A 22,193-nucleotide genomic window follows, 5' to 3' on the forward strand; every position below is an offset into this window, starting at 1 on the left:
GTCACTGAACGTGCTTCTGACACACCGCATTCGCGAGCAAGCCCGCTCCCACCCTGATTGGGTTTTCAAATCCCCCAAAAAAAGAGACCCGAAGGTCTCTTTTTTTACACAGTTTCCAGCTTACAGACTGGAAATCCGCGCATGTTGTTCGGCCAGCTTGCCCAAAGCCTGTTCAGCCTCGGCCAACTTGGCGCGTTCTTTGTCGATGACTTCAGCTGGCGCCTTGTCGACAAACGCCGCGTTGGACAGCTTGCCGCCCACCCGCTGCACTTCGCCCTGCAGACGCGCGATTTCTTTGTCGAGGCGGGCCAGCTCTGCGCCCTTGTCGATCAAGCCGGCCATCGGCACCAGCACTTCCATCTCACCAACCAGTGCGGTCGCAGACAGCGGCGCATCTTCGCCGGCAGCCAATACTGTGATCGACTCCAGCTTCGCCAGCTTCTTGAGCAGTGCATCGTTCTCGCTGAGGCGACGCTGATCCTCGCTGCTGGCGTTCTTCACAAACACTGCCAATGGCTTGCCCGGCCCGATGTTCATTTCGGCACGGATGTTACGCGTGCCCATCATCAGGGTCTTGAGCCATTCGATATCGCTTTCGGCCGCCTCATCAATGCGCGCTTCATTGGCCACCGGCCAGGGTTGCAGCATGATGGTCTTGCCTTCGATACCGGCCAGCGGTGCGATGCGCTGCCAGATTTCCTCGGTGATAAATGGCATGAAAGGATGCGCCAGGCGCAGTGCCACTTCCAGTACGCGCACCAGGGTACGGCGTGTGCCCCGTTGGCGCTCGATCGGCGAGTTTTCGTCCCACAGCACGGGCTTGGACAGTTCCAGGTACCAGTCGCAATACTGGTTCCAGATAAACTCGTACAAGGCCTGTGCGGCCAGGTCGAAACGGAACTGGTCGAGTTGGCGAGTCACTTCGGCTTCGGTGCGCTGCAGCTGCGAGATGATCCAGCGATCAGCCAGGCTCAGTTCGACGGCTTCGCCGTTCTGGCCGCAGTCTTCACCTTTATCCAGCACGTAGCGCGCGGCGTTCCAGATCTTGTTGCAGAAGTTGCGATAGCCTTCGACGCGGCCCATGTCGAACTTGATGTCGCGACCGGTAGACGCCAACGAGCAGAAGGTGAAACGCAGGGCGTCGGTGCCGTAGCTGGCAATGCCATCGGCGAATTCGTCGCGGGTCTGCTTCTCGATCTTCTTCGCCAGTTTCGGCTGCATCAGGCCCGAGGTGCGTTTCTGCACCAGGGTTTCCAGGTCGATGCCGTCGATGATGTCCAGCGGGTCCAAGACGTTGCCCTTGGACTTGGACATCTTCTGGCCCTGGCCATCACGCACCAGGCCGTGCACGTACACGGTCTTGAACGGTACTTGCGGCGTGCCGTCTTCGTTCTTCACCAAGTGCATGGTGAGCATGATCATCCGGGCAACCCAGAAGAAAATGATATCGAAGCCGGTGACCAGCACGTCGGTGGAGTGGAATTTTTTCAGGAATTCGGTCTGTTGCGGCCAGCCCAGGGTCGAGAAGGTCCACAGGCCCGAGCTGAACCAAGTGTCGAGTACGTCGTTGTCCTGTTGCAGGGCGATGTCTGCGCCGAGGTTGTGCTTGGCACGCACTTCGGCTTCGTCGCGGCCTACATAGACCTTGCCCGACTCGTCGTACCAGGCCGGAATGCGATGGCCCCACCACAGTTGGCGGCTGATGCACCAATCCTGGATGTCACGCATCCACGAGAAGTACATGTTTTCGTACTGTTTAGGCACGAACTGGATGCGGCCGTCTTCCACGGCAGCAATCGCAGGCTCGGCCAATGGTTTGGTGGACACGTACCACTGGTCGGTCAGCCACGGCTCGATCACGGTGCCGGAACGGTCGCCCTTCGGCACTTTCAGGCCGTGGTCGTCGACGCTGACCAGCAGGCCGATGGCATCGAAGGCGGCCACGATCTGCTTGCGAGCTTCAAAACGGTCGAGGCCGGCATATTCAGCCGGGATCTTGCCGTCGATGCTGTCGTTCAGCGTGCCGTCCAGGTTGAACACCTGGCAGGCCGGCAACACGGCGGCATTTTTGTCGAAGATGTTCAGCAGCGGCAAGTTGTGGCGCTTGCCGACTTCGTAGTCGTTGAAATCGTGGGCCGGGGTGATTTTCACGCAGCCGGTGCCGAATTCAGGGTCGCAGTAGTCGTCCGCGATGATCGGGATACGACGGCCAACCAATGGCAGCTCGACAAACTTGCCGATCAGCGCCTGGTAGCGCTCGTCGTTCGGGTTAACCGCCACGGCGGCGTCACCGAGCATGGTTTCCGGACGCGTGGTGGCGACGATCAGGTAGTCGTTGCCCTCAGCAGTCTTGGCGCCATCGGCCAGCGGGTACTTGAGATTCCAGAGGAAGCCTTTCTCGTCGTGGTTTTCCACTTCGAGGTCGGAAATTGCCGTGTGCAACTTGGTGTCCCAGTTGACCAGGCGCTTGCCGCGGTAGATCAGGCCGTCTTCGTGCAGGCGCACGAAGGCTTCTTTCACCGATTCCGACAGGCCGTCGTCCATGGTGAAGCGCTCGCGGCTCCAGTCCACGGACGAACCCAGGCGACGGATCTGACGGCTGATATTGCCGCCGGACTGATCCTTCCATTCCCAGATCTTTTCCAGGAATTTCTCGCGGCCCAGGTCGTGACGGTTCTGGCCGGTGGCTTCGAGCTGGCGTTCCACCAGCATTTGCGTGGCGATACCGGCGTGGTCGGTACCCGGTTGCCACAGGGTATTACGGCCCTGCATGCGGCGGAAACGGATCAACGCATCCATGATCGCATTGTTGAAGCCATGGCCCATGTGCAGGCTGCCAGTGACGTTCGGTGGCGGAATCATGATGGTGTAGGACTCGCCGGCACCTTGTGGGGCGAAGTAATTCTCGGACTCCCAGGTGTTGTACCAGGAAGTTTCAATGGCGTGCGGCTGGTAGGTCTTATCCATGCGCGGCGGGACCCTAGTTGGCATTTATTCAGGAAAGCCGACAAGTATAACGGGGGATAAGGCGCAGGGCGAGGCGAAGACGGGCTAGAGATGTACGTTGAGCAAATGCGGGAGCAGGCAAGCCAGCTCCCCACAGGGATCTATGCAGGGCTCAGGACTGGTATTGGCTTAATAGCCGCTCCATCCGCGCATCCATCCGCCGTTTGATCTCGGCTTCAATATGCGGTGCAAAGTCGTCGATTACATCCTGCATGATCAGTTGCGCGGCGGCACGCAGTTCATTGTCCAGATGCAGCAGCAACGCGTCTGGGGCTTTTTCTGCGGCGGGTGCCGGTTCTACAGTGGGGGTTGGTGTTGCGGGCTCAGGTGCGGCAGGTTTGCCACCGACCATGTCGAACAACAGCGGAATCTGTACCTCGCCCTCGACCGATTCGGTCAGCAGCGGCGGTTGCAATTCATCATCACCGAGCAATTGACGGATCGACTCCAGGTCGTCCAGCAAGTGGTCGTCTTTTTTTAGCGGGTTTGGAGTGTCCATCGTGTGCTCAAAGTCGTTGTAGCCGGTGATCTTGCAGAGGATAGCCCTGTTCGCGGTAGAAACGGAAACTCTCCCGCGCGGCCTGACGAATAGCCGGGTCTTCGACCACCACTTCCGCCACGCGGGCAAAAGCCTTGGCAAAGGCCGGTACTTTCAGGTCCAGGTTAACCAGCAAGTCATGATGATCACCGCAGCTGTCGCCCAAACCCAGCACAATCAAGCCTTCGGGTTCGGACTCGGCAGGGCCGTGGGGCACGAAGCTTTCGCCCTTGAAACGCCAAAGGCGGGCGTCAAGGTCTTCACGCTGGGCGGCATCGCTGCAATGCAGATAGATGCGGTGGCCCATGCGCCAGGCTTTTTCGGTGAGTTTGCAGGCAAAGTCCAGGCGCGCAGAGGGATCGGCGCTGGGCAATATATAGAAGTCGACTTGGGTCATTGCGGTTCCTGAGACCGGGGCGCCATGCAGGCCGCCCCGGAATCTTCAGTTTCAGGCTTTGGCGCGATCCAGCAGGTACTGGGTCAACAGAGGAACCGGACGGCCACTGGCGCCCTTGTCCTTGCCGCCACTGGTCCAGGCCGTACCGGCGATGTCCAGGTGCGCCCAATTGAAGTTTTTGGCAAAGCGCGACAGGAAGCAGGCAGCGGTGATGGTGCCGGCTTTAGGGCCGCCGATGTTGGCGATGTCGGCGAACGGGCTGTCCAGTTGTTCCTGGTACTCGTCGAACAGCGGCAGTTGCCAGGCACGGTCGTCGGCAGCCTTGCCGGCGCTGAGCAGTTGCTCGATCAACTCGTCGTTGTTACCCAGCAGGCCCGAAGTGTGAGCGCCCAGGGCGACCACGCAGGCACCGGTCAGGGTGGCAATGTCGATCACGGCCTGTGGCTTGAAGCGTTCGGCGTAGGTGAGGGCATCGCATAGCACCAGACGGCCTTCGGCGTCGGTGTTGAGGATCTCGACAGTCTGGCCGCTCATGGTCGTAACGATGTCGCCCGGGCGTGCAGCACCACCGCTCGGCATGTTCTCGGCGCAAGCCAGGATGCACACCAGGTTGATTGGCAGCTTGAGTTCCAGCACGGCACGCAGGGTGCCGAACACGCTGGCGGCGCCGCCCATGTCGTATTTCATTTCGTCCATGCCGGCACCCGGCTTGAGGCTGATGCCGCCGGTGTCGAAGGTGATGCCTTTGCCGACCAGCGCGTAAGGCTTCTCGGACTTCTTGCCGCCGTTGTATTGCATCACGATCAGGCGTGGCGGCTGGTCGCTGCCCTGGCCCACGGCATAGAACGAGCCCATGCCCAGTTCCTTGATCTTCTTCTCGTCCAGCACTTCAACCTTCAGGCCCTTGAACTCCTTGCCCAGCGCCTTGGCTTGTTCGCCCAGGTAGGTTGGGTGGCAGATGTTCGGCGGCAGGTTGCCCAGGTCGCGGGTAAACGACATGCCGTTGGCGATGGCAGTGGCGTGGGTGACGGCGCGCTCGACTTCAGCCTGGGCGGCCTTGATGGTCAGCAGGGTGATTTTCTTGATGGCGCGCGGTTCGGCCTTCTGGCTCTTGAACTGGTCGAACACGTAACCGCCGTCCACCAGGCTTTCGGCCAGCAGGCGGGTCTTGCCGTAGCTGTCGCGGCCTTTTACGACGATTTCATCGAGGGCCAGTGCCGCATCGGTACCGCCCAGGCCTTTAAGGGTGGCGAGGATACCGCTGATGATCTTGCGGAACGGGCGGTCGCCCAGTTCGGCGTCCTTGCCCACGCCCACCAGCAATACGCGGTCGGCTTTAAGGTTGGGCAGGCTTTGCAGCAGCAGGCTTTGGCCGACTTTGCCGGCCAGGTCGCCGCGCTTGAGGACCGCGCTGATGGCGCCGCCGCTCAATTCATCCAGTTGCTTGGCGGCGACGCCGAGCTTGCGCCCTTCGCCGACGGCGACCACGAGGGTGGCGGTTTTCAACGTTTCGGGGCTAACGCTTTTTACAACCAATTCCATTTTCGGGTCCCTTATTTAAGGTCTGTGAGCCTGGCGTCTGTACGCAGGCTTTGATGCTCGGCAGCTTTGTAAACCGCCCGCGACAAAGGCCGCAGTTTGAACCTCGCCAGAGCAGCCTGACAACCCTTGCAGCACGCTTTGTGCACGCGCATGAGCAAGCACCGTGACAGGCGCGGCCAATCACAGGATAATGCGCAATCTTTTTTGCCGGCCCGTGCATGCGGGTCGACTCGGTATGCTTGCTTGTTTGGCCGCCTTAGCCTGACAACCCTGGAGTGTCTGGTTTGATCGTCTTCCGTTATCTGTCCCGCGAAGTCCTGTTGACCCTGAGTGCCGTGAGTGCGGTATTGCTGGTCATCACCATGAGTGGTCGTTTCGTCAAATTCCTCGCCCAGGCGGCCTCGGGCGCCCTGGATCCGGGCTCGTTGTTCCTGATCATGGGCTTTCGCCTGCCGGGTTTCCTGCAGTTGATCCTGCCCCTTGGCCTGTTTCTCGGTATTCTGCTGGCCTATGGCCGGCTTTACCTTGAAAGCGAAATGACCGTGCTCTCGGCCACCGGCATGAGCCAGCAGCGTCTGCTGGCCATGACCATGGTGCCGGCCACCGGCGTTGCGCTGGTGGTGGCCTGGTTGAGCATGAGCCTGGCGCCTCAGGGCGCCATGCAGTTCCAGTTGCTGCTGAACAAGCAGGACGCGATGACCGAGTTCGATACCCTGGAGCCCGGGCGCTTCCAGGCGCTCAACGACGGCACGCGGGTCACCTATACGGAAACCATGACCGACGACCGCTCTAACCTGGGCGGCGTGTTCATCTCGCAGAAAAACCTCGGCCTGAACCAGAAAGACCGGGGTATTTCGATTCTGGTAGCCAATAGCGGCCGCCAGGAAATACGTGCTGACGGCAACCGCTACCTGATCCTGGAGAATGGCTATCGCTACGACGGCAGCCCAGGCCTGGCGGAATATCGGGCGGTCAAATACGACACTTATGGCGTAATGCTGGCTAAGCCTGACATCAGTGAAGAGGTCACCGACCGCGACGCACTGCCGACGCTATCGCTGATCGGCAATCCCGAGCTGCGCTCCGTTGCCGAGCTGCAATGGCGAATCTCCCTGCCGCTGCTGGTGTTTATCGTGACCTTGATGGCCGTGCCGCTGTCACGCGTCAACCCGCGCCAGGGCCGCTTCCTCAAGCTGTTGCCGGCAATCCTTTTGTACATGGCCTACCTGACCATCCTGATTTCCGCCCGTGGCTCCCTGGAGAAGGGCAAGCTGTCGCCAACCCTGGGCCTGTGGTGGGTACACGGGATCTTCCTGGTGATCGGCCTGGGGCTGCTCTACTGGGAACCTATCCGTTTGAAAATGAAGAGCCGTCGTGGCCTGAAGGAGTTGGCTCGTGGCTAAGCTCGACCGCTACATTGGTAGCAGCGTACTGATCGCCATCCTGGCGGTATTGGGCATCATTCTTGGCCTGGCTTGCCTGTTTGCCTTTATTGATGAAGTGGGCAACGTCACCGACACTTATACGGTTACCAACGTATTGAGCTACGTGGCGCTGACCGCACCGCGTCGTCTCTACGACATGATGCCGATGGCGGCACTGATCGGCTGCCTTATTGGCCTGGGCAGCCTGGCCAGCAGCAGCGAACTGACCATCATGCGCGCAGCCGGCGTTTCCATCGGCCGCATCGTCTGGGCGGTCATGAAACCCATGCTGTTGCTGATGGCGTGCAGTGTGTTGATCGGCGAGTACGTAGCGCCACCGACCGAAGCCACGGCCCAGGCCAATCGCGCCCTGGCCCAGGGTTCGGGGGATGCGCAGAGCGCCAGGCATGGCCTGTGGCACCGCCAGGGTGATGAGTTTATCCACATCAACGCCGTGCAGCCGGGCGGTTTGTTGGTGGGTGTGACGCGTTATACCTTCGACAAAGAGCGGCATATGCTGAGCTCCAGTTTCTCCAGGCGCGCGCAGTACGACGAGGGGAAATGGGAGCTGTACGACGTCACCACGACGTATTTCCGTAATGTGGGGCAGGGCATCAAGGCCTACACCGAAGTGATCAATGTGCCGTCTGAACAGTGGGACATTGCCCTGAAGCCGGAACTGCTCAATACCGTGGTGATGATCCCGGAAAGCCTGCCGATCTCCGGTTTGTGGAGTTATATCCACTACCTCAAGGATCAGGGCCTGAACAACGGCCGTTACTGGTTGGCATTTTGGGTCAAGGTGTTGCAGCCGCTGGTCACCGCCGCACTGGTGTTGATGGCTATTTCGTTCATCTTCGGTCCGCTGCGTTCGGTAACGCTCGGCCAGCGGGTGTTTACCGGCGTGCTGGTGGGCTTTACCTTCCGCATCGCCCAGGACCTGCTTGGGCCGTCGAGCCTGGTATTCGGGTTCTCGCCGCTGTTTGCGGTGCTGGTGCCGACGGCTATTTGTGCCGTGGCCGGGTTCTGGCTGTTGCGTCGGGCCGGTTGATACTGCGCTTATGCACAAAAAATGCCCCGCTCCTGTGAGCGGGGCATTTTTGTTCTGGTCAGCAAAGATGACGCCCGGCCCGAGCATCAGGTACAATTCCCGGCTATTTTTCAGCGGGCAATCTGCCTGCAGCCTTTTTGAGTGTTGATCCGTGAGTGATTTGAGTCATATCCGCAATTTCTCCATCATCGCCCACATTGACCATGGTAAGTCGACGCTGGCCGATCGATTCATCCAGATGTGCGGCGGCCTTGCCGAGCGTGAAATGGAAGCCCAGGTCCTGGACTCCATGGACCTCGAGCGCGAGCGCGGCATCACCATCAAGGCCCACAGCGTTACCCTGTACTACACCGCAAAAGACGGTATCAAGTACCAGCTGAACTTCATTGACACCCCCGGCCACGTTGACTTCACCTACGAAGTCAGCCGCTCGCTGGCCGCCTGTGAAGGCGCCTTGCTGGTGGTCGATGCCGGCCAGGGCGTTGAAGCTCAGTCCGTAGCCAACTGCTACACCGCGATCGAGCAGGGCCTTGAGGTCATGCCGGTACTGAACAAGATCGACTTGCCGCAGGCCGATCCTGACCGCGTTAAGGAAGAAATCGAAAAAATCATCGGCATTGACGCCACCGACGCCGTCGAGTGCAGCGCCAAGACCGGCCTGGGCGTTGACGAAGTGCTCGAGCGCCTGGTCAAGACCATTCCTGCGCCGACCGGCAACTACGAAGATCCGCTGCAAGCGTTGATCATCGACTCCTGGTTCGACAACTACCTGGGCGTTGTTTCCCTGGTACGCGTACGCCACGGCCGTGTGAAGAAGGGCGACAAGATCCTGGTCAAATCCACCGGCAAGATCCACCTGGTGGACAGCGTCGGTGTATTTAACCCGAAACACACTGCTACCACCGACCTCAAGGCCGGTGAAGTAGGCTTCATCATCGCCGGTATCAAGGACATTCACGGTGCGCCAGTGGGTGACACCCTGACCTTGAGTTCCACCCCTGACGTCGACGTGCTGCCGGGTTTCAAACGCATCCAGCCGCAGGTTTACGCCGGGCTGTTCCCGGTCAGCTCCGATGACTTCGAAGATTTCCGCGAAGCGCTGCAAAAGCTCACCCTCAACGACTCGTCGTTGCAGTACACCCCGGAAAGCTCCGACGCCCTGGGCTTCGGCTTCCGTTGCGGGTTCCTGGGCATGCTGCACATGGAGATCATCCAGGAGCGCCTGGAGCGCGAATACGACCTGGACCTGATCACCACGGCGCCAACGGTTATTTTTGAGCTGGCGCTGAAAACCGGTGAAACGATTTACGTCGACAACCCGTCCAAGCTTCCGGATCTGTCCACTATCGAAGACATGCGCGAGCCGATCGTGCGGGCCAATATCCTGGTTCCGCAAGAGCACTTGGGCAACGTTATTACCCTGTGTATCGAAAAACGTGGCGTGCAGCACGACATGTTGTTCCTTGGTACCCAGGTGCAAGTGACCTACGATTTGCCGATGAACGAAGTGGTTTTGGACTTCTTCGACCGTCTCAAATCCACCAGTCGCGGCTATGCTTCGCTGGATTACCATTTCGACCGTTACCAATCGGCTAATCTGGTGAAACTGGATGTGTTGATCAACGGCGACAAGGTGGATGCACTGGCACTGATCGTGCACAAGGACAACGCGCACTACAAAGGTCGCCAGTTGACCGAAAAGATGAAAGAACTGATTCCGCGCCAGATGTTCGACGTCGCGATCCAGGCCGCCATTGGCGGGCAGATCATTGCTCGGACCTCCGTCAAGGCACTCAGAAAGAACGTACTGGCCAAATGCTACGGCGGTGACGTAAGCCGTAAGCGCAAGCTGCTTGAGAAGCAAAAGGCCGGTAAAAAACGCATGAAGCAAGTGGGCAACGTGGAAATTCCACAAGAAGCCTTCCTTGCAGTGCTCAGGTTGGATAGTTAGGTCCTATGTCACTAAATTTCCCGCTGTTGCTGGTCATCGCCGTTGCCGTTTGCGGTCTCCTGGCGTTGCTCGATCTGGTGTTCTTCGCCCCGCGTCGGCGGGCGGCTATCGCCTCGTATCAGGGCAGCGTCAGCCAGCCCGATGCGGTGGCGATCGAGAAACTGAACAAAGAGCCTTTGCTGGTTGAATACGGCAAGTCGTTCTTCCCGGTGTTGTTCATCGTGCTGGTGCTGCGTTCGTTCCTGGTGGAGCCGTTTCAGATCCCTTCGGGCTCGATGAAACCCACCCTGGACGTGGGCGACTTCATCCTGGTGAACAAGTTTTCCTACGGGATCCGCCTGCCGGTGCTCGACAAGAAAGTCATTCCGGTCGGTGACCCGCAGCGCGGCGATGTGATGGTGTTCCGCTACCCAAGCGACCCGAATGTCAACTACATCAAGCGTGTCGTAGGCCTGCCGGGCGACGTGATTCGCTACACCAGCGACAAGCGCCTGTTCGTCAATGGTGAGTCGGTTGCCGAGAAGTTGATCGGCACCGAGCCGAACACCCTGGGCAGCGCTGAGCTGTATCAGGAAAAACTCGGCGCAGTAGAGCACCAGATCCGCAAGGAAATGAGCCGCTACCGCTCGCCGCCCGACACGGAATGGAAAGTGCCGGCCGGGCACTACTTCATGATGGGCGACAACCGCGACAACTCCAACGACAGCCGGTATTGGGATGACCCTAATATTCCCAAGGACCTGCTGGGCATGGTTCCCGACGAGAACATTGTCGGCAAGGCCTTTGCGGTCTGGATGAGCTGGCCGGAACCCAAGCTCAGCCACCTGCCGAACTTCTCGCGGGTCGGGCTGATCAAGTAATACAGGCGGCGCTGTGAACACAGCGCCGAATGCTTTTCTGGGGTTGGGACAATCATTGGCCCAACCCCTTGCTGTACCAATCAGGATTTGAATTTGAACACTGCGTCAATCGTCGATGGCCGCCGGTGCCACCAAACAGATATGGGTAAACCGTGAGCGTTTCTCTAAGCCGTCTCGAGCGCCAGCTCGGCTACACCTTCAAGGACCAGGAATTGATGGTCCTTGCCCTCACACACCGCAGCTTTGCAGGGCGCAATAACGAGCGCCTGGAATTCCTCGGTGATGCCATCCTCAACTTTGCCGCCGGTGAGGCGCTGTTCGAGCGTTTCCCGCAAGCGCGCGAAGGTCAGCTGTCACGCCTGCGTGCGCGCCTGGTCAAGGGTGAGACCCTGGCCGTGCTGGCCCGTGGTTTCGGCCTGGGCGAATACCTGCGCCTGGGTTCCGGTGAACTGAAAAGCGGTGGTTTCCGCCGCGAGTCGATCCTGGCCGACGCCCTCGAAGCGTTGATCGGTGCGATCTACCTCGATGCAGGCATGGAGACCGCCAAGGAGCGTGTAGTCGCCTGGCTGGCTTCGGAGATCGAGAGCCTGACGCTGGTCGACACCAATAAAGATCCCAAGACCCGCCTGCAGGAATACCTGCAGTCGCGTGGTTGCGAACTGCCACGTTACGAAGTGGTGGATATCCAGGGTGAACCCCATTGCCGCGTGTTCTTCGTGGAATGTGAAATCACCTTATTGAATGAAAAAAGCCGAGGTCAGGGTGTGAGCCGTCGTATTGCCGAACAGGTAGCGGCCGCTGCAGCACTGATTGCCCTGGGCGTGGAGAATGGCCATGACTGATTCAACCGCAACACGCTGTGGCTATGTTGCCATCGTCGGCCGCCCGAACGTGGGCAAGTCCACGCTGCTGAACCACATCCTCGGCCAGAAGCTGGCAATTACATCGCGCAAGCCGCAGACCACCCGCCACAACATGCTGGGCATCAAGACCGAAGGCAACGTGCAAGCGGTCTACGTCGACACCCCAGGCATGCACAAAGGTGGCGAGAAGGCGCTGAACCGCTACATGAACAAGACTGCTTCAGCGGCGTTGAAAGACGTCGACGTGGTGATCTTCGTGGTCGACCGCACCAAGTGGACCGACGAAGACCAGATGGTTCTGGAGCGTGTGCAGTACGTCACCGGCCCGTTGATCGTCGCGCTGAACAAGACCGACCGCATCGAAGACAAAGCCGAGCTGATGCCGCACCTGAGCTGGCTGCAGGAACAACTGCCGAACGCGCAGATCATCCCGATTTCGGCCCAGCACGGCCACAATCTTGACGCTCTGGAGCGTGTGATCGCCCAGCACCTGCCGGAGAACGAGCACTTCTTCCCGGAAGACCAGATCACCGACCGCAGCAGCCGTTTCCTTGCCGCCGAACTGGTGCGCGAAAAAATCATGCGCCAGATGGGTGCCGAGCTGCCGTACCAGATCACCGTCGAAATCGAAGAGTTCAAGCAGCAGGGCAAGACCCTGCATATCCATGCGCTGATCCTCGTCGAACGTGATGGCCAGAAGAAAATCATCATTGGCGACAAGGGCGAGCGCATCAAGCGCATCGGCACCGAAGCGCGCAAGGACATGGAATTGCTGTTTGATTCCAAGATCATGCTTAACCTGTGGGTGAAGGTTAAAGGTGGTTGGTCCGACGATGAGCGCGCGCTGCGTTCCCTGGGCTACGGCGACCTGTAACCCTTCGCCTGATGGCGGGCGGGCTTGTTGTGGCGAGGGAGCTTGCTCCCGCTGGGCCGCGAAGCGGCCCCAACAAGGCCGGCGAGTTTTTCAGCTATAACTCGATGGCTGGTATAGGGGCTGCTTCGCAGCCCAGCGGGAGCAAGCTCCCTCGCCACAAAAGCGCTCTCCTTCTTTAGAGATTCCCCGTCTCATGTCCCAAACCCCACCCCCCAGCCAACTCGCCTACGTGCTGCACAGCCGCGCCTACCGCGAAACCAGCGCTTTGGTGGATTTCCTCACGCCCCAAGGTCGCCTGCGCGCGGTCTTGCGCAGCGCACGGGGCAAGGCGGGCACGCTGGCACGGCCGTTTGTGGCGCTGGACGTGGAGTTTCGTGGCAAGGGCGAGCTGAAAAACGTCGGCCGCCTGGAAAGCGTCGGCACCTCGGCCTGGCTCAATGGCGAAGCGCTGTTCAGTGGCCTCTACCTCAACGAACTGTTGATCCGCCTGCTGCCCGCCGAAGACCCGCACCCCGCAGTCTTCGATCACTACGCCGCCACGCTGGTGGCCCTGGCCGAAGGTCGCCCGCTGGAGCCGCTGCTGCGCGCCTTCGAATGGCGCCTGCTCGATGACTTGGGCTACGGCTTCGAACTGAGCAACGACCTGCACGGCGACCCCATCGCCGCCGACGGTATGTACCGCCTGCAAGTCGACGCCGGCCTTGAGCGCGTGTACCTGCTGCAACCGGGCCTGTTCCAGGGCACCGAGCTGTTGGCCATGAGCGAAGCCGACTGGAGCGCCCCTGGCGCCTTGTCCGCCGCCAAACGCTTGATGCGCCAGGCGCTGGCCGTGCATTTGGGCGGGCGCCCGCTGGTCAGTCGCGAGTTGTTTCGAAAGCCCTGACAACCCCGTGTATGCTGTGCAGCGTTTCTTTCCCTTTTCAGGAGCGCTTCCGTGACCACCAGCAATCGCATTCTTCTTGGCGTCAACATCGACCACGTCGCCACCCTGCGCCAGGCCCGGGGCACCCGTTACCCCGACCCGGTCAAGGCCGCGCTGGACGCCGAAGAAGCGGGCGCCGACGGTATTACCGTGCACCTGCGCGAAGACCGCCGCCACATCCAGGAGCGTGATGTACTGGTGCTCAAGGACGTGCTGCAAACCCGCATGAACTTCGAGATGGGCGTGACCGAAGAAATGATGGCGTTCGCCGAGCGCATCCGCCCGGCGCATATCTGCCTGGTGCCGGAAACCCGCCAGGAGTTGACCACCGAAGGCGGCCTCGACGTGGCCGGCCAGGAAGCGCGGATCAAGGCCGCCGTGGAGCGCCTGTCGAAGATCGGCAGCGAAGTGTCGCTGTTCATCGACGCCGACGAGCGCCAGATCGAAGCCTCGCGTCGCGTCGGCGCGCCGGCTATCGAACTGCACACCGGTCGTTACGCCGATGCCACCACGCCCACCGAAGTGGCGGAGGAACTGCAGCGCATCATCGACGGCGTTAAGTGCGGCCTCAGTGAAGGCCTGCTCGTCAACGCCGGCCACGGTCTGCACTACCACAACGTCGAAGCCGTGGCCGCGATCAAGGGCATCAACGAGCTGAACATCGGCCACGCGCTGGTCGCGCATGCGCTGTTCGTCGGTTTCAAAGGTGCAGTCGCCGAAATGAAAGCCCTGATTCTGGCGGCTGCCAAGCACTGACCAAACACTGGAGAATTCCTGTGGAAACAGGCTTGTGTGGGAGCGGGCTTGCTCGCGAAAGCGGTGTGTCAGTCACAGTTATATAAACTGACCCGGCGCCTTCGCGAGCAAGCCCGCTCCCACATTGGCCCATTCTCATCTATAGATCCCCAGCGTTTTCGCCATGCGGCAATGCGAAGCCTTACTGTTTAGCCGATGCAGGTGTATCGTATCTGCCCTTTGCGGGCCCCTGGCCTGCGGCCGATACGTGAGGTTGTTGTGTCCCGATCCTTTTCCCGTCGACAAATCCTGGGTGGCCTCGCAGGCCTGGCCGTCGTGGGCGTCGGTGCCGGTGGCGGCTATCGCTACTGGCTGGGGAAAGTCGCCGAGGCCAACGCGGGCCACGATTATGAGCTGATCGCCGCACCGTTGGACGTGGAGCTGGTGCCCGGCCACAAGACCGAAGCCTGGGCATTTGGGCCCTCGGCGCCAGGTACCGAGTTGCGTGTGCGTCAGGGAGAATGGCTGCGGGTACGTTTTATCAACCACCTGCCGGTCGCCACCACCATCCACTGGCACGGCATCCGCCTGCCGCTGGAAATGGACGGCGTGCCCTACGTCTCACAATTGCCGGTACTGCCCGGAGAATACTTCGACTACAAATTCCGCGTGCCTGACGCTGGCAGCTACTGGTATCACCCGCACGTGAACAGCAGCGAAGAGCTCGGCCGTGGCTTGGTCGGCCCGCTGATTGTCGAAGAGCGCGAACCCACCGGTTTCAAACACGAACGCACCTTGAGCCTGAAAAGCTGGCACGTGGACGAGGAGGGCGCATTCGTCGCCTTCAGCGTGCCCCGTGAAGCGGCGCGTGGTGGCACGGCCGGGCGGTTGTCGACCATCAATGGCGTGCCCCAGGCGGTGATTGACCTGCCTGCCGGGCAGATCACCCGCGTGCGCCTGCTCAACCTCGACAACACCCTGACGTATCGCCTCAATATCCCGGACATTGAAGCGCAGATCTACGCACTGGACGGCAACCCCATCGAGCCGCGCCCCTTGGGCAAGGAATACTGGCTGGGGCCAGGCATGCGCATTTGCCTGGCGATCAAGGCACCGCCGGCCGGTGAAGAATTGTCGCTCCGTAACGGCCCGGTGCGCCTCGGTACTTTCCGTTCAGTCGCTACTACCGACGCGCCGAGCGAATGGCCGCCGGCTCTGCCCGCCAACCCGATTGCCGAGCCGGACCTGGCCAATGCCGAGAAACTCAACTTCAATTTCGAGTGGGTCGGCAGCGTGTCGGTGGATGACGGCAAGCCGCCGAGCCTGTGGCAGATCAACGGCAAGGCCTGGGACATCACCGACAAGACCTGCGCCGACCGCCCGATTGCCAAGCTTGAGAAGGGCAAAAGCTACATTTTCGAATTGAAGAACATGACCCAGTACCAGCATCCGATTCACTTGCACGGCATGAGCTTCAAGGTGATCGCCTCGAACCGCCACAAGGTGATCCCATATTTCACCGACACCTACCTGCTGGGCAAAAACGAGCGTGCGCGCGTGGCATTGGTGGCCGATAACCCAGGCGTATGGATGTTTCACTGCCACGTGATCGACCATATGGAAACCGGCCTGATGGCCGCCATCGAGGTGGCGTGATGCGCCAGATTCGCCCCGCTGCGATTATCGACCGCAGCCGTGACCAGCACTTCATGCGCGAAGCCCTGGCCCTTGCCGCCGAAGGCGCGGCGCTGGGCGAAGTGCCTGTGGGCGCGGTGCTGGTGCAGGACGGTGAAATTATCGGCCGTGGCTTTAACTGCCCGATCAGCGGCAACGACCCCAGCGCCCATGCCGAAATGGTCGCCATCCGCGCCGCCGCGCAGGCGATCAGCAATTATCGGTTGGTAGGCAGCACGCTGTACGTGACCCTGGAACCATGCAGCATGTGCGCCGGGTTGATTGTGCATTCGCGTATTGCACGAGTGGTGTATGGCGCGCTGGAGCCCAAGGCCGGGATTGTGCAAAGTCAGGGACAGTTTTTTACCCAGGGTTTTCTCAACCATCGGGTGCTGTATGAAGGTGGGGTGTTGGCCGAGGAATGCGGCACGGTACTGAGTGAATTCTTCAAGGCCCGCAGAGCTCGTTAATGATCGTTCCCACGCTCCGCGTGGGAATGCCTCTTGTGACGCTCTGCGTCACGCTTTGGGACGCAGAGCGTCCCTGGCTGCATTCCCACGCGGAGCGTGGGAACGATGTGTCTGGGGCTACTTTTTAGCGATAATCACCGCCCGCATCGGCGCCGGCAGCCCTTCGATGGTCTTGCTGTGATCCTCCGGGTCCAGGAAATCACTCAGCGACTGATACTTCATCCACTCGGTGCCACGCTGTTCCGCAACCGTTGTCACGCTCACATCCACGCAACGCACTTCACTGAAACCCGCGCGGCGCAGCCATAGCATCAGCGCCGGCACCGACGGCAGGAACCACACGTTGCGCATCTGCGCGTAGCGGTCTTCCGGCACCAGTACTTGCTGCTGATCGCCGTCCACGACCAAGGTTTCCAGCACCAGCTCGCCGCCTTTGACCAGTGTGTCCTTGAGCGCCAGCAGATGCTCGATCGGCGAGCGGCGGTGATAGAACACGCCCATGGAGAACACGGTATCGAAGCCTTCCAGGTTCGACGGCAGGTCTTCAAACGGGAACGGCAAGTGCCAGGCCTTGGGCTCGGACAAGTAGCGCTGCACCGCCTGGAATTGGCAGAAAAACAGCCAGTTTGGGTCCACGCCAATCACGCTGTCGGCGCCCGCGCCGAGCATGCGCCACATGTAGTAGCCGTTGCCGCAGCCCACATCGAGGATGCGCTTGCCCTTCAAATCCAGGTGCGGCGCCACCCGCGACCACTTCCAGTCCGAACGCCATTCGGTGTCCACGTGCACGCCGAACAGGTTGAACGGGCCTTTGCGCCACGGGCTCAGGCCCATCAGCGCAGTGTGCATTTGTGCGCGGGTGGCATCGTTGCAAGCGGTATCCAGCGTCAGACCATTGAGCAAATCGACTTCGCTGGGCTGGATCTGCGGCAGTGCGTCCAGCGCACTTTGCCAGCGCTCCAGGTCGCCGTGACCCTTTTCCATCTTGCTGTCGAGCTGCGCTTGCAGGCCCTGGGCCCACACGGCCAGAGGAGTGCCGACCAAGTGGCGGGCGAGGGGGGACAAATCAATCATGGCAAGGCAATCAACGAGGCAAAGTTAAGACACTGGAACCACGGCACGACTTTCGAGAACCCGGCCGCCAGCAGGCGTTCGCGGTGTTCTTCGAGGCTGTCGGGCTTCATGACGTTTTCGATGGCGCTGCGCTTCTGGGCAATTTCCAGTTCGCTGTAGCCGTTGGCGCGTTTGAACGCGATATGCAGGTCAGTCAGCAGCGCGTGTTCTTCAACATCGTTGAAGCGCAGCTTTTCCGACAGGATCAACGCCCCGCCTGGCAGCAGTGACTGGCGGATACGCCCGAGCAATGCCAGGCGTTCGTCGGGCGCGATAAATTGCAGGGTGAAGTTCAACGCCACCACCGAAGCGGGCTGAAATTGCAGCGCGAGAATGTCGCCCTCAATCACCTCAACCGGCAGCAACTCCTGGAACATCGAGTCCTGACCGTTGAGGTATTCGCGGCAACGCTCGACCATCGCGGCGGAGTTATCCACCGCAATCACCCGGCAGCCGTCGGTGCGCACGTGGCGACGCAAGGCTTGGGTCACTGCGCCAAGGGACGAACCGAGGTCGTAGAGCACGCTGCCCGATTGGGCAAACTGCGCCGCCAGCACGCCAAGGTTCTCGACGATGGTCGGGTAGCCCGGCACCGAGCGTTTGATCATGTCCGGGAACACCCGCACCACGTCCTCGTTAAAGGCGAAGTCCGGCACCTGGGGCAGGGGCTGGGCGAATAGGCGATCGGGTTCTTTGCTCACGGTTGTTCCGGCGACGAGGGGGGAAAGGCCGGCATTTTAGCCAAGTTGGCCCTCGTGTGCGCGGGTTGTCTGATGGAAAGCCGAGGCCGTGATGCCCCACTGGCCGAGCCAGTAGGTAGTGATCAGCAAATACGGCGCCGCATCGAAGGCCAGCACAAACCGATTGATGCCGATCAGCGTGTCGGAAAACACAAACGACGCCGCCCCCGCTGCCGCAAGCCATGCCGAGCGTTTCGGCACCTCGCTGCCCAGCCGCGCCAGTGCGCGCCAGAGCATGGTACTGATCACCAGCGCGTAGACCACCACCGGGACCAGCAAATCGCCCAGGCCGTTGGAAATCAGGATGCTCAACAAAATCGCGCCGACCACCAGCGCCAATACCAAGGGCAACACTGCCAGGCGGCGGCAATCGCTGAAATAGGCTTTCAAATACGCGAGATGCGCAAACAGGAACGCGCCGAGGCCAAAGATAAACAGATCGCCCGGCCAAGCGAGCAATACATCGCCGACCAGGGAAAAAATCAGCCCAAGGCTGATCCAGCGTCGATAGTCGGTGGTTGGCGCATCATGCAGCCAGCCCAGCAGTGCCAGCACCGGCAGCGGTTTGACCAGCAGGCACAACAGGGTGGCGTGGGTGGTCAGGCCGTAGATGAAGGTACCGGCGCCCATCAGCGCGAGGATCAGCCATGGCATATCAGTTCACCGTAATGGCGCAGTCGAAAGTTTCGGCCGGTTCGGCTTCCGGCTCCCAGGGTTGTTGGGACGTCAGGCGCAAACGGCCTTGGCCGGCTGCGAAGGCCTGGAAGCGCCAGGTCGACTGGCCGCCGCCCCCGATCACACCGGATTCGCTGCTGCTGTAGACCTCTGGGCTCAATGCGCGCAACACGCCGCCGGCCGAATCCTGGATGGCCCAGCGGTAGCCGGTGGTGGGGTTGCTCGGCAAGGTGAGGGTCAGGTTTTGTCCGGTTTTAAGCTGGAGCGGGCAGGCGCTCTGGTTATCCACGCTGACGTTTTGCTTGGGGGCACTGGCGCATCCGGCCAGCAGGGCAAGGCTCAAGGGGAGAAACAGGCGGGCAGCGGTCATGGGGGCTCCGTTCATTCACGACGAAGGGCGAGCATAACCGAAGATGAGACAAGGTGTGACAAGCACAAAGTGGTAGAAACCTTTGTGGCGAGGGAGCTTGCTCCCGCTGGGCCGCGAAGCGGCCCCGGCTTTTTTGGGACTGCTGCGCAGTCCAGCGGGAGCCAGCTCCCTCGCCACAGGGTTGGAGTGAATTTTTAGAAGAGCACCTTCGCCACATCCGCAAAGCGCTTGGCAAAGTGCACCGTCATGCCTTCCTTCAGGTACTCAGGCAACTCCTCAAAACTGCCACGGTTCGGCTCCGGCAAAATCAGCTCATGAATCTTCTGACGCCGCGCCGCAATCACCTTCTCGCGCACCCCGCCAATCGGCAGCACATGCCCGGTCAACGTCAGCTCGCCGGTCATGGCCACACCCTTTTTCGGCGGCTGGTTGCGCGCCAGCGACAGCAACGCACTGGCCATGGTGACGCCTGCGCTCGGGCCGTCTTTGGGTGTTGCGCCTTCCGGTACATGCAAGTGCACGAAGGCCTCATCGAAGAACTTCGGATCGCCGCCAAACGACTTCAGGTTCGAGCTGATGTAGCTGTAGGCGATCTCGGCGGACTCTTTCATCACTTCACCCAACTGCCCGGTGAGTTTGAAGCCACGATTGAGCGTGTGGATGCGTGTCGCCTCAATCGGCAAGGTCGCGCCGCCCATGCTGGTCCAGGCCAGGCCGGTGATTACACCGGTGCCGGACAGCACTTGCTCGTTACGGAACACCGGCATGCCCAATGAGCTTTCCAGGTCCTTGTTGCCGATCTTGATCACCGAGTTCGGCTCATCCAGCAACTTGACCACGGCCTTGCGCACCAGTTTGCCCAACTGTTTTTCCAGCTGGCGCACCCCCGCTTCCCGCGCATAACCGTCGATCAACGCACGCAGGGCGCCGTCGCTGATGCTCAGGCTGGTTTTCGCCACGCCGGCTTTTTCCAGCTGCTTGGGCCACAGGTGACGTTTGGCGATGGCGACTTTTTCTTCGGTGATATAGCCCGACAGGCGAATCACTTCCATACGGTCCAGCAATGGGCCGGGGATCGAGTCCAGGGTGTTGGCGGTGCACACGAACAGCACTTTGGACAGGTCCAGGCGCAGGTCCAGGTAGTGGTCGAGGAATTCGACGTTCTGCTCCGGGTCCAGGGTTTCCAGCAGCGCCGACGCTGGGTCGCCCTGGAAGCTCTGGCCCATCTTGTCGATCTCGTCGAGCATGATCACCGGGTTCATCACTTCCACATCTTTAAGCGCCTGCACCAGCTTGCCCGGCAGGGCGCCGATGTAGGTGCGGCGATGGCCCTTGATCTCGGCCTCGTCGCGCATGCCGCCGACGCTGAAGCGGTAGAACGGCCGCCCCAGGGACTCGGCGATGGATTTGCCCACACTGGTTTTGCCCACACCCGGCGGGCCGACCAGCAGCACGATGGAACCGGCGACTTCGCCTTTATAGGCACCCACCGCGAGGAACTCGAGGATGCGGCTCTTGATGTCGTCCAGGCCGGCATGGTGCTTATCCAGCACCTTGCGTGCGTGTTTAAGGTCGAGTTTATCCTCGCCATACACGCCCCACGGCACGGAAGTGGCCCAGTCCAGGTAGTTGCGCGTGACCGCGTATTCCGGCGAACCGGTTTCCAGGATCGACAGTTTGTTCATTTCTTCGCTGATGCGCTTTTGCGCCTGGCTCGGCAGCACTTTGCCCACCAGCCGCTGTTCGAACTGTTCGACGTCGGCGCTGCGGTCATCCTTGGTCAAGCCCAGCTCTTGCTGGATGACCTTGAGTTGTTCCTTGAGGAAGAACTCGCGCTGATGCTCACCGATCTTGCGGTTCACCTCGGCGGAAATCTCTTTTTGCAGGCGCGCAACTTCAACTTCCTTGCGCAGCATCGGCAGCACTTTTTCCATGCGCTTGAGCATGGGCACGCAGTCCAGCACTTCCTGTAACTCGTTACCGGTGGCCGAAGTCAGCGCGGCGGCGAAGTCGGTGAGCGGCGACGGGTCGTTGGGGCTGAAGCGGTTGAGGTAGTTTTTCAACTCTTCGCTGTACAGCGGGTTGAGCGGCAGCAGTTCTTTGATCGCGTTGATCAGCGCCATGCCGTAGGCCTTGACCTCATCGGTCGGCTCGGTGGGCTGGTGCGGGTATTCGACTTCCACCAGGTACGGCGGGCGATGGTGCTTGAGCCAGGTCTTGATGCGCACGCGGGTCAGGCCCTGGGCGACGAATTGCAGCTTGCCGTTCTCGCGGCTGGCGTGGTGCACCTTCACCAGCGTGCCGTACAGCGGCAGGCTGGACGTGTCGAAGTGGCGCGGGTCTTCGGGTGGCGTGTCCATGAAAAACAGCGCAAGCGAGTGGTGGTCGGACTTGCTCACCAACTCCAGGGTCTCGGCCCACGGCTCTTCATTGACGATGACCGGCAATACCTGCGCCGGGAAGAACGGCCGGTTGTGGATCGGGATGATATAGACCTTGTCCGGCAGGTTTTGCCCAGGCAGGGCCAGGCCGGTGTTGGACGATGCTTCGTGTTCAGCGTTTTCGGGGTCGGCGTAATCGTTCAGGTCGATGTCCGGGAATTCTTGCTGGTCGCTCATGGGGCACCTGCATAAGGAAGTATGCAGGTTAGATGGGGCGGGGTGGCGGTGGTTTCAATGGCGGGCGCGAGATAGCAACATATTGCATGAAATTTCCGCCGGCATTGCTGAACCCTGTGGGAGTTGGCTTGCCTGCGTTCGGCCATCGTGGTTAACGGGGCGCCTCAGATCAAAAGGGATCAAGATCAAGATCTACAGCACGGCGGCCTGAAAGCCGACCTGAGTGGTTGAAGCAAAAGCCAGATCAAGTGCAAAGCAAAAGCCTGTCTACCTGATGCAACGCAGTCTAAATGTGGGAGCGGGCTTGCTCGCGAATGCGGTGGGTCAGTCAATTTATCTGTCACTGATACACCGCATTCGCGAGCAAGCC

19 protein-coding genes are annotated in these 22,193 nt (G+C 60.5%); 10 read left to right on the forward strand and 9 right to left on the reverse strand.

Annotated features, from left to right (window positions below; translation table 11 throughout):
• Positions 1-120: 120 nt before the first annotated feature.
• The 4 genes from ACTD9P_RS24710 to ACTD9P_RS24725 all read right to left on the reverse strand — a co-directional run bounded on the left by ACTD9P_RS24710 (position 121) and on the right by ACTD9P_RS24725 (position 5,483).
• Complete coding sequence (locus ACTD9P_RS24710; RefSeq protein ID WP_438869751.1) at positions 121-2,967, reverse strand: valine--tRNA ligase; 2,847 nt, start codon at positions 2,965-2,967, stop codon at positions 121-123.
• A gap of 151 nt (positions 2,968-3,118) precedes the next feature.
• Entirely contained in the window at positions 3,119-3,505 is a 387-nt protein-coding gene (locus tag ACTD9P_RS24715) for a DNA polymerase III subunit chi (protein ID WP_438869752.1), read from the reverse strand.
• Positions 3,506-3,512: 7 nt separating this feature from the next.
• Positions 3,513-3,941, reverse strand: a complete 429-nt coding sequence (locus ACTD9P_RS24720; RefSeq protein ID WP_138816703.1) for a DNA polymerase III subunit chi — start codon at positions 3,939-3,941, stop codon at positions 3,513-3,515.
• A 51-nt stretch (positions 3,942-3,992) separates the two neighbouring features.
• On the reverse strand, positions 3,993-5,483 hold the full coding sequence (locus tag ACTD9P_RS24725) for a leucyl aminopeptidase (protein WP_056858890.1): 1,491 nt from the start codon (positions 5,481-5,483) through the stop codon (positions 3,993-3,995).
• Positions 5,484-5,767: 284 nt separating this feature from the next.
• Here ACTD9P_RS24725 and lptF point away from each other — a divergent pair, with 284 nt between their 5' ends.
• The 10 genes from lptF to tadA all read left to right on the forward strand — a co-directional run bounded on the left by lptF (position 5,768) and on the right by tadA (position 16,307).
• Positions 5,768-6,886 carry an LPS export ABC transporter permease LptF gene (gene lptF, locus ACTD9P_RS24730; RefSeq protein WP_200434374.1) on the forward strand — a complete coding sequence of 373 codons (1,119 nt, stop codon included), beginning with the start codon at positions 5,768-5,770 and terminating at the stop codon, positions 6,884-6,886.
• The gene (lptG, locus tag ACTD9P_RS24735) at positions 6,879-7,958 is read left to right on the forward strand and encodes an LPS export ABC transporter permease LptG (RefSeq protein WP_438869753.1); all 1,080 of its coding nucleotides are present in this window, start codon (positions 6,879-6,881) and stop codon (positions 7,956-7,958) included. The genes lptF and lptG overlap by 8 nt, the downstream gene beginning before the upstream one ends.
• Positions 7,959-8,109: 151 nt before the next feature.
• On the forward strand, positions 8,110-9,909 hold the full coding sequence (lepA, locus tag ACTD9P_RS24740) for a translation elongation factor 4 (RefSeq protein WP_138816700.1): 1,800 nt from the start codon (positions 8,110-8,112) through the stop codon (positions 9,907-9,909).
• A gap of 5 nt (positions 9,910-9,914) precedes the next feature.
• Entirely contained in the window at positions 9,915-10,769 is an 855-nt protein-coding gene (gene lepB / locus ACTD9P_RS24745) for a signal peptidase I (protein ID WP_017136294.1), read from the forward strand.
• Between the two features lie 152 nt (positions 10,770-10,921).
• Entirely contained in the window at positions 10,922-11,611 is a 690-nt protein-coding gene (gene rnc, locus ACTD9P_RS24750; protein WP_017136295.1) for a ribonuclease III, read from the forward strand.
• A complete protein-coding gene (era, locus tag ACTD9P_RS24755; RefSeq protein ID WP_438869754.1) occupies positions 11,604-12,506 on the forward strand; it encodes a GTPase Era in 903 nt (300 codons plus the stop codon). The genes rnc and era overlap by 8 nt, the downstream gene beginning before the upstream one ends.
• A gap of 193 nt (positions 12,507-12,699) precedes the next feature.
• Entirely contained in the window at positions 12,700-13,389 is a 690-nt protein-coding gene (gene recO, locus ACTD9P_RS24760) for a DNA repair protein RecO (protein ID WP_069786151.1), read from the forward strand.
• Positions 13,390-13,440: 51 nt separating this feature from the next.
• Positions 13,441-14,184, forward strand: coding sequence for a pyridoxine 5'-phosphate synthase (pdxJ, locus tag ACTD9P_RS24765; RefSeq protein WP_438869755.1), 744 nt, complete (start codon positions 13,441-13,443; stop codon positions 14,182-14,184).
• A 258-nt stretch (positions 14,185-14,442) separates the two neighbouring features.
• The gene (locus ACTD9P_RS24770; protein ID WP_438869756.1) at positions 14,443-15,819 is read left to right on the forward strand and encodes a multicopper oxidase family protein; all 1,377 of its coding nucleotides are present in this window, start codon (positions 14,443-14,445) and stop codon (positions 15,817-15,819) included.
• Complete coding sequence (gene tadA, locus ACTD9P_RS24775) at positions 15,819-16,307, forward strand: tRNA adenosine(34) deaminase TadA (RefSeq protein WP_438869757.1); 489 nt, start codon at positions 15,819-15,821, stop codon at positions 16,305-16,307. Before ACTD9P_RS24770 ends, tadA begins: the two co-directional genes overlap by 1 nt.
• A 117-nt stretch (positions 16,308-16,424) precedes the next feature.
• Here tadA and cmoB read toward each other — a convergent pair whose 3' ends face one another.
• The 5 genes from cmoB to lon form a co-directional block, all read right to left on the reverse strand.
• The gene (gene cmoB / locus ACTD9P_RS24780; RefSeq protein ID WP_438869758.1) at positions 16,425-17,381 is read right to left on the reverse strand and encodes a tRNA 5-methoxyuridine(34)/uridine 5-oxyacetic acid(34) synthase CmoB; all 957 of its coding nucleotides are present in this window, start codon (positions 17,379-17,381) and stop codon (positions 16,425-16,427) included.
• Positions 17,378-18,121, reverse strand: coding sequence for a carboxy-S-adenosyl-L-methionine synthase CmoA (cmoA, locus tag ACTD9P_RS24785; protein ID WP_438869759.1), 744 nt, complete (start codon positions 18,119-18,121; stop codon positions 17,378-17,380). Before cmoA ends, cmoB begins: the two co-directional genes overlap by 4 nt.
• A gap of 36 nt (positions 18,122-18,157) precedes the next feature.
• Positions 18,158-18,814 (reverse strand): lysoplasmalogenase, encoded by a 657-nt coding sequence (locus ACTD9P_RS24790; RefSeq protein ID WP_438869760.1) that lies wholly within the window; start codon positions 18,812-18,814, stop codon positions 18,158-18,160.
• A gap of 1 nt (position 18,815) precedes the next feature.
• The gene (locus ACTD9P_RS24795; RefSeq protein WP_138816694.1) at positions 18,816-19,205 is read right to left on the reverse strand and encodes a protease inhibitor I42 family protein; all 390 of its coding nucleotides are present in this window, start codon (positions 19,203-19,205) and stop codon (positions 18,816-18,818) included.
• A 194-nt stretch (positions 19,206-19,399) separates the two neighbouring features.
• Positions 19,400-21,823: an endopeptidase La gene (gene lon, locus ACTD9P_RS24800; RefSeq protein WP_438869761.1), complete on the reverse strand. Its 2,424-nt coding sequence runs from the start codon at positions 21,821-21,823 to the stop codon at positions 19,400-19,402.
• Between the last annotated feature and the right edge of the window lie 370 nt (positions 21,824-22,193).

This window comes from Pseudomonas onubensis (assembly GCF_965653655.1).
GTDB lineage: Bacteria > Pseudomonadota > Gammaproteobacteria > Pseudomonadales > Pseudomonadaceae > Aquipseudomonas.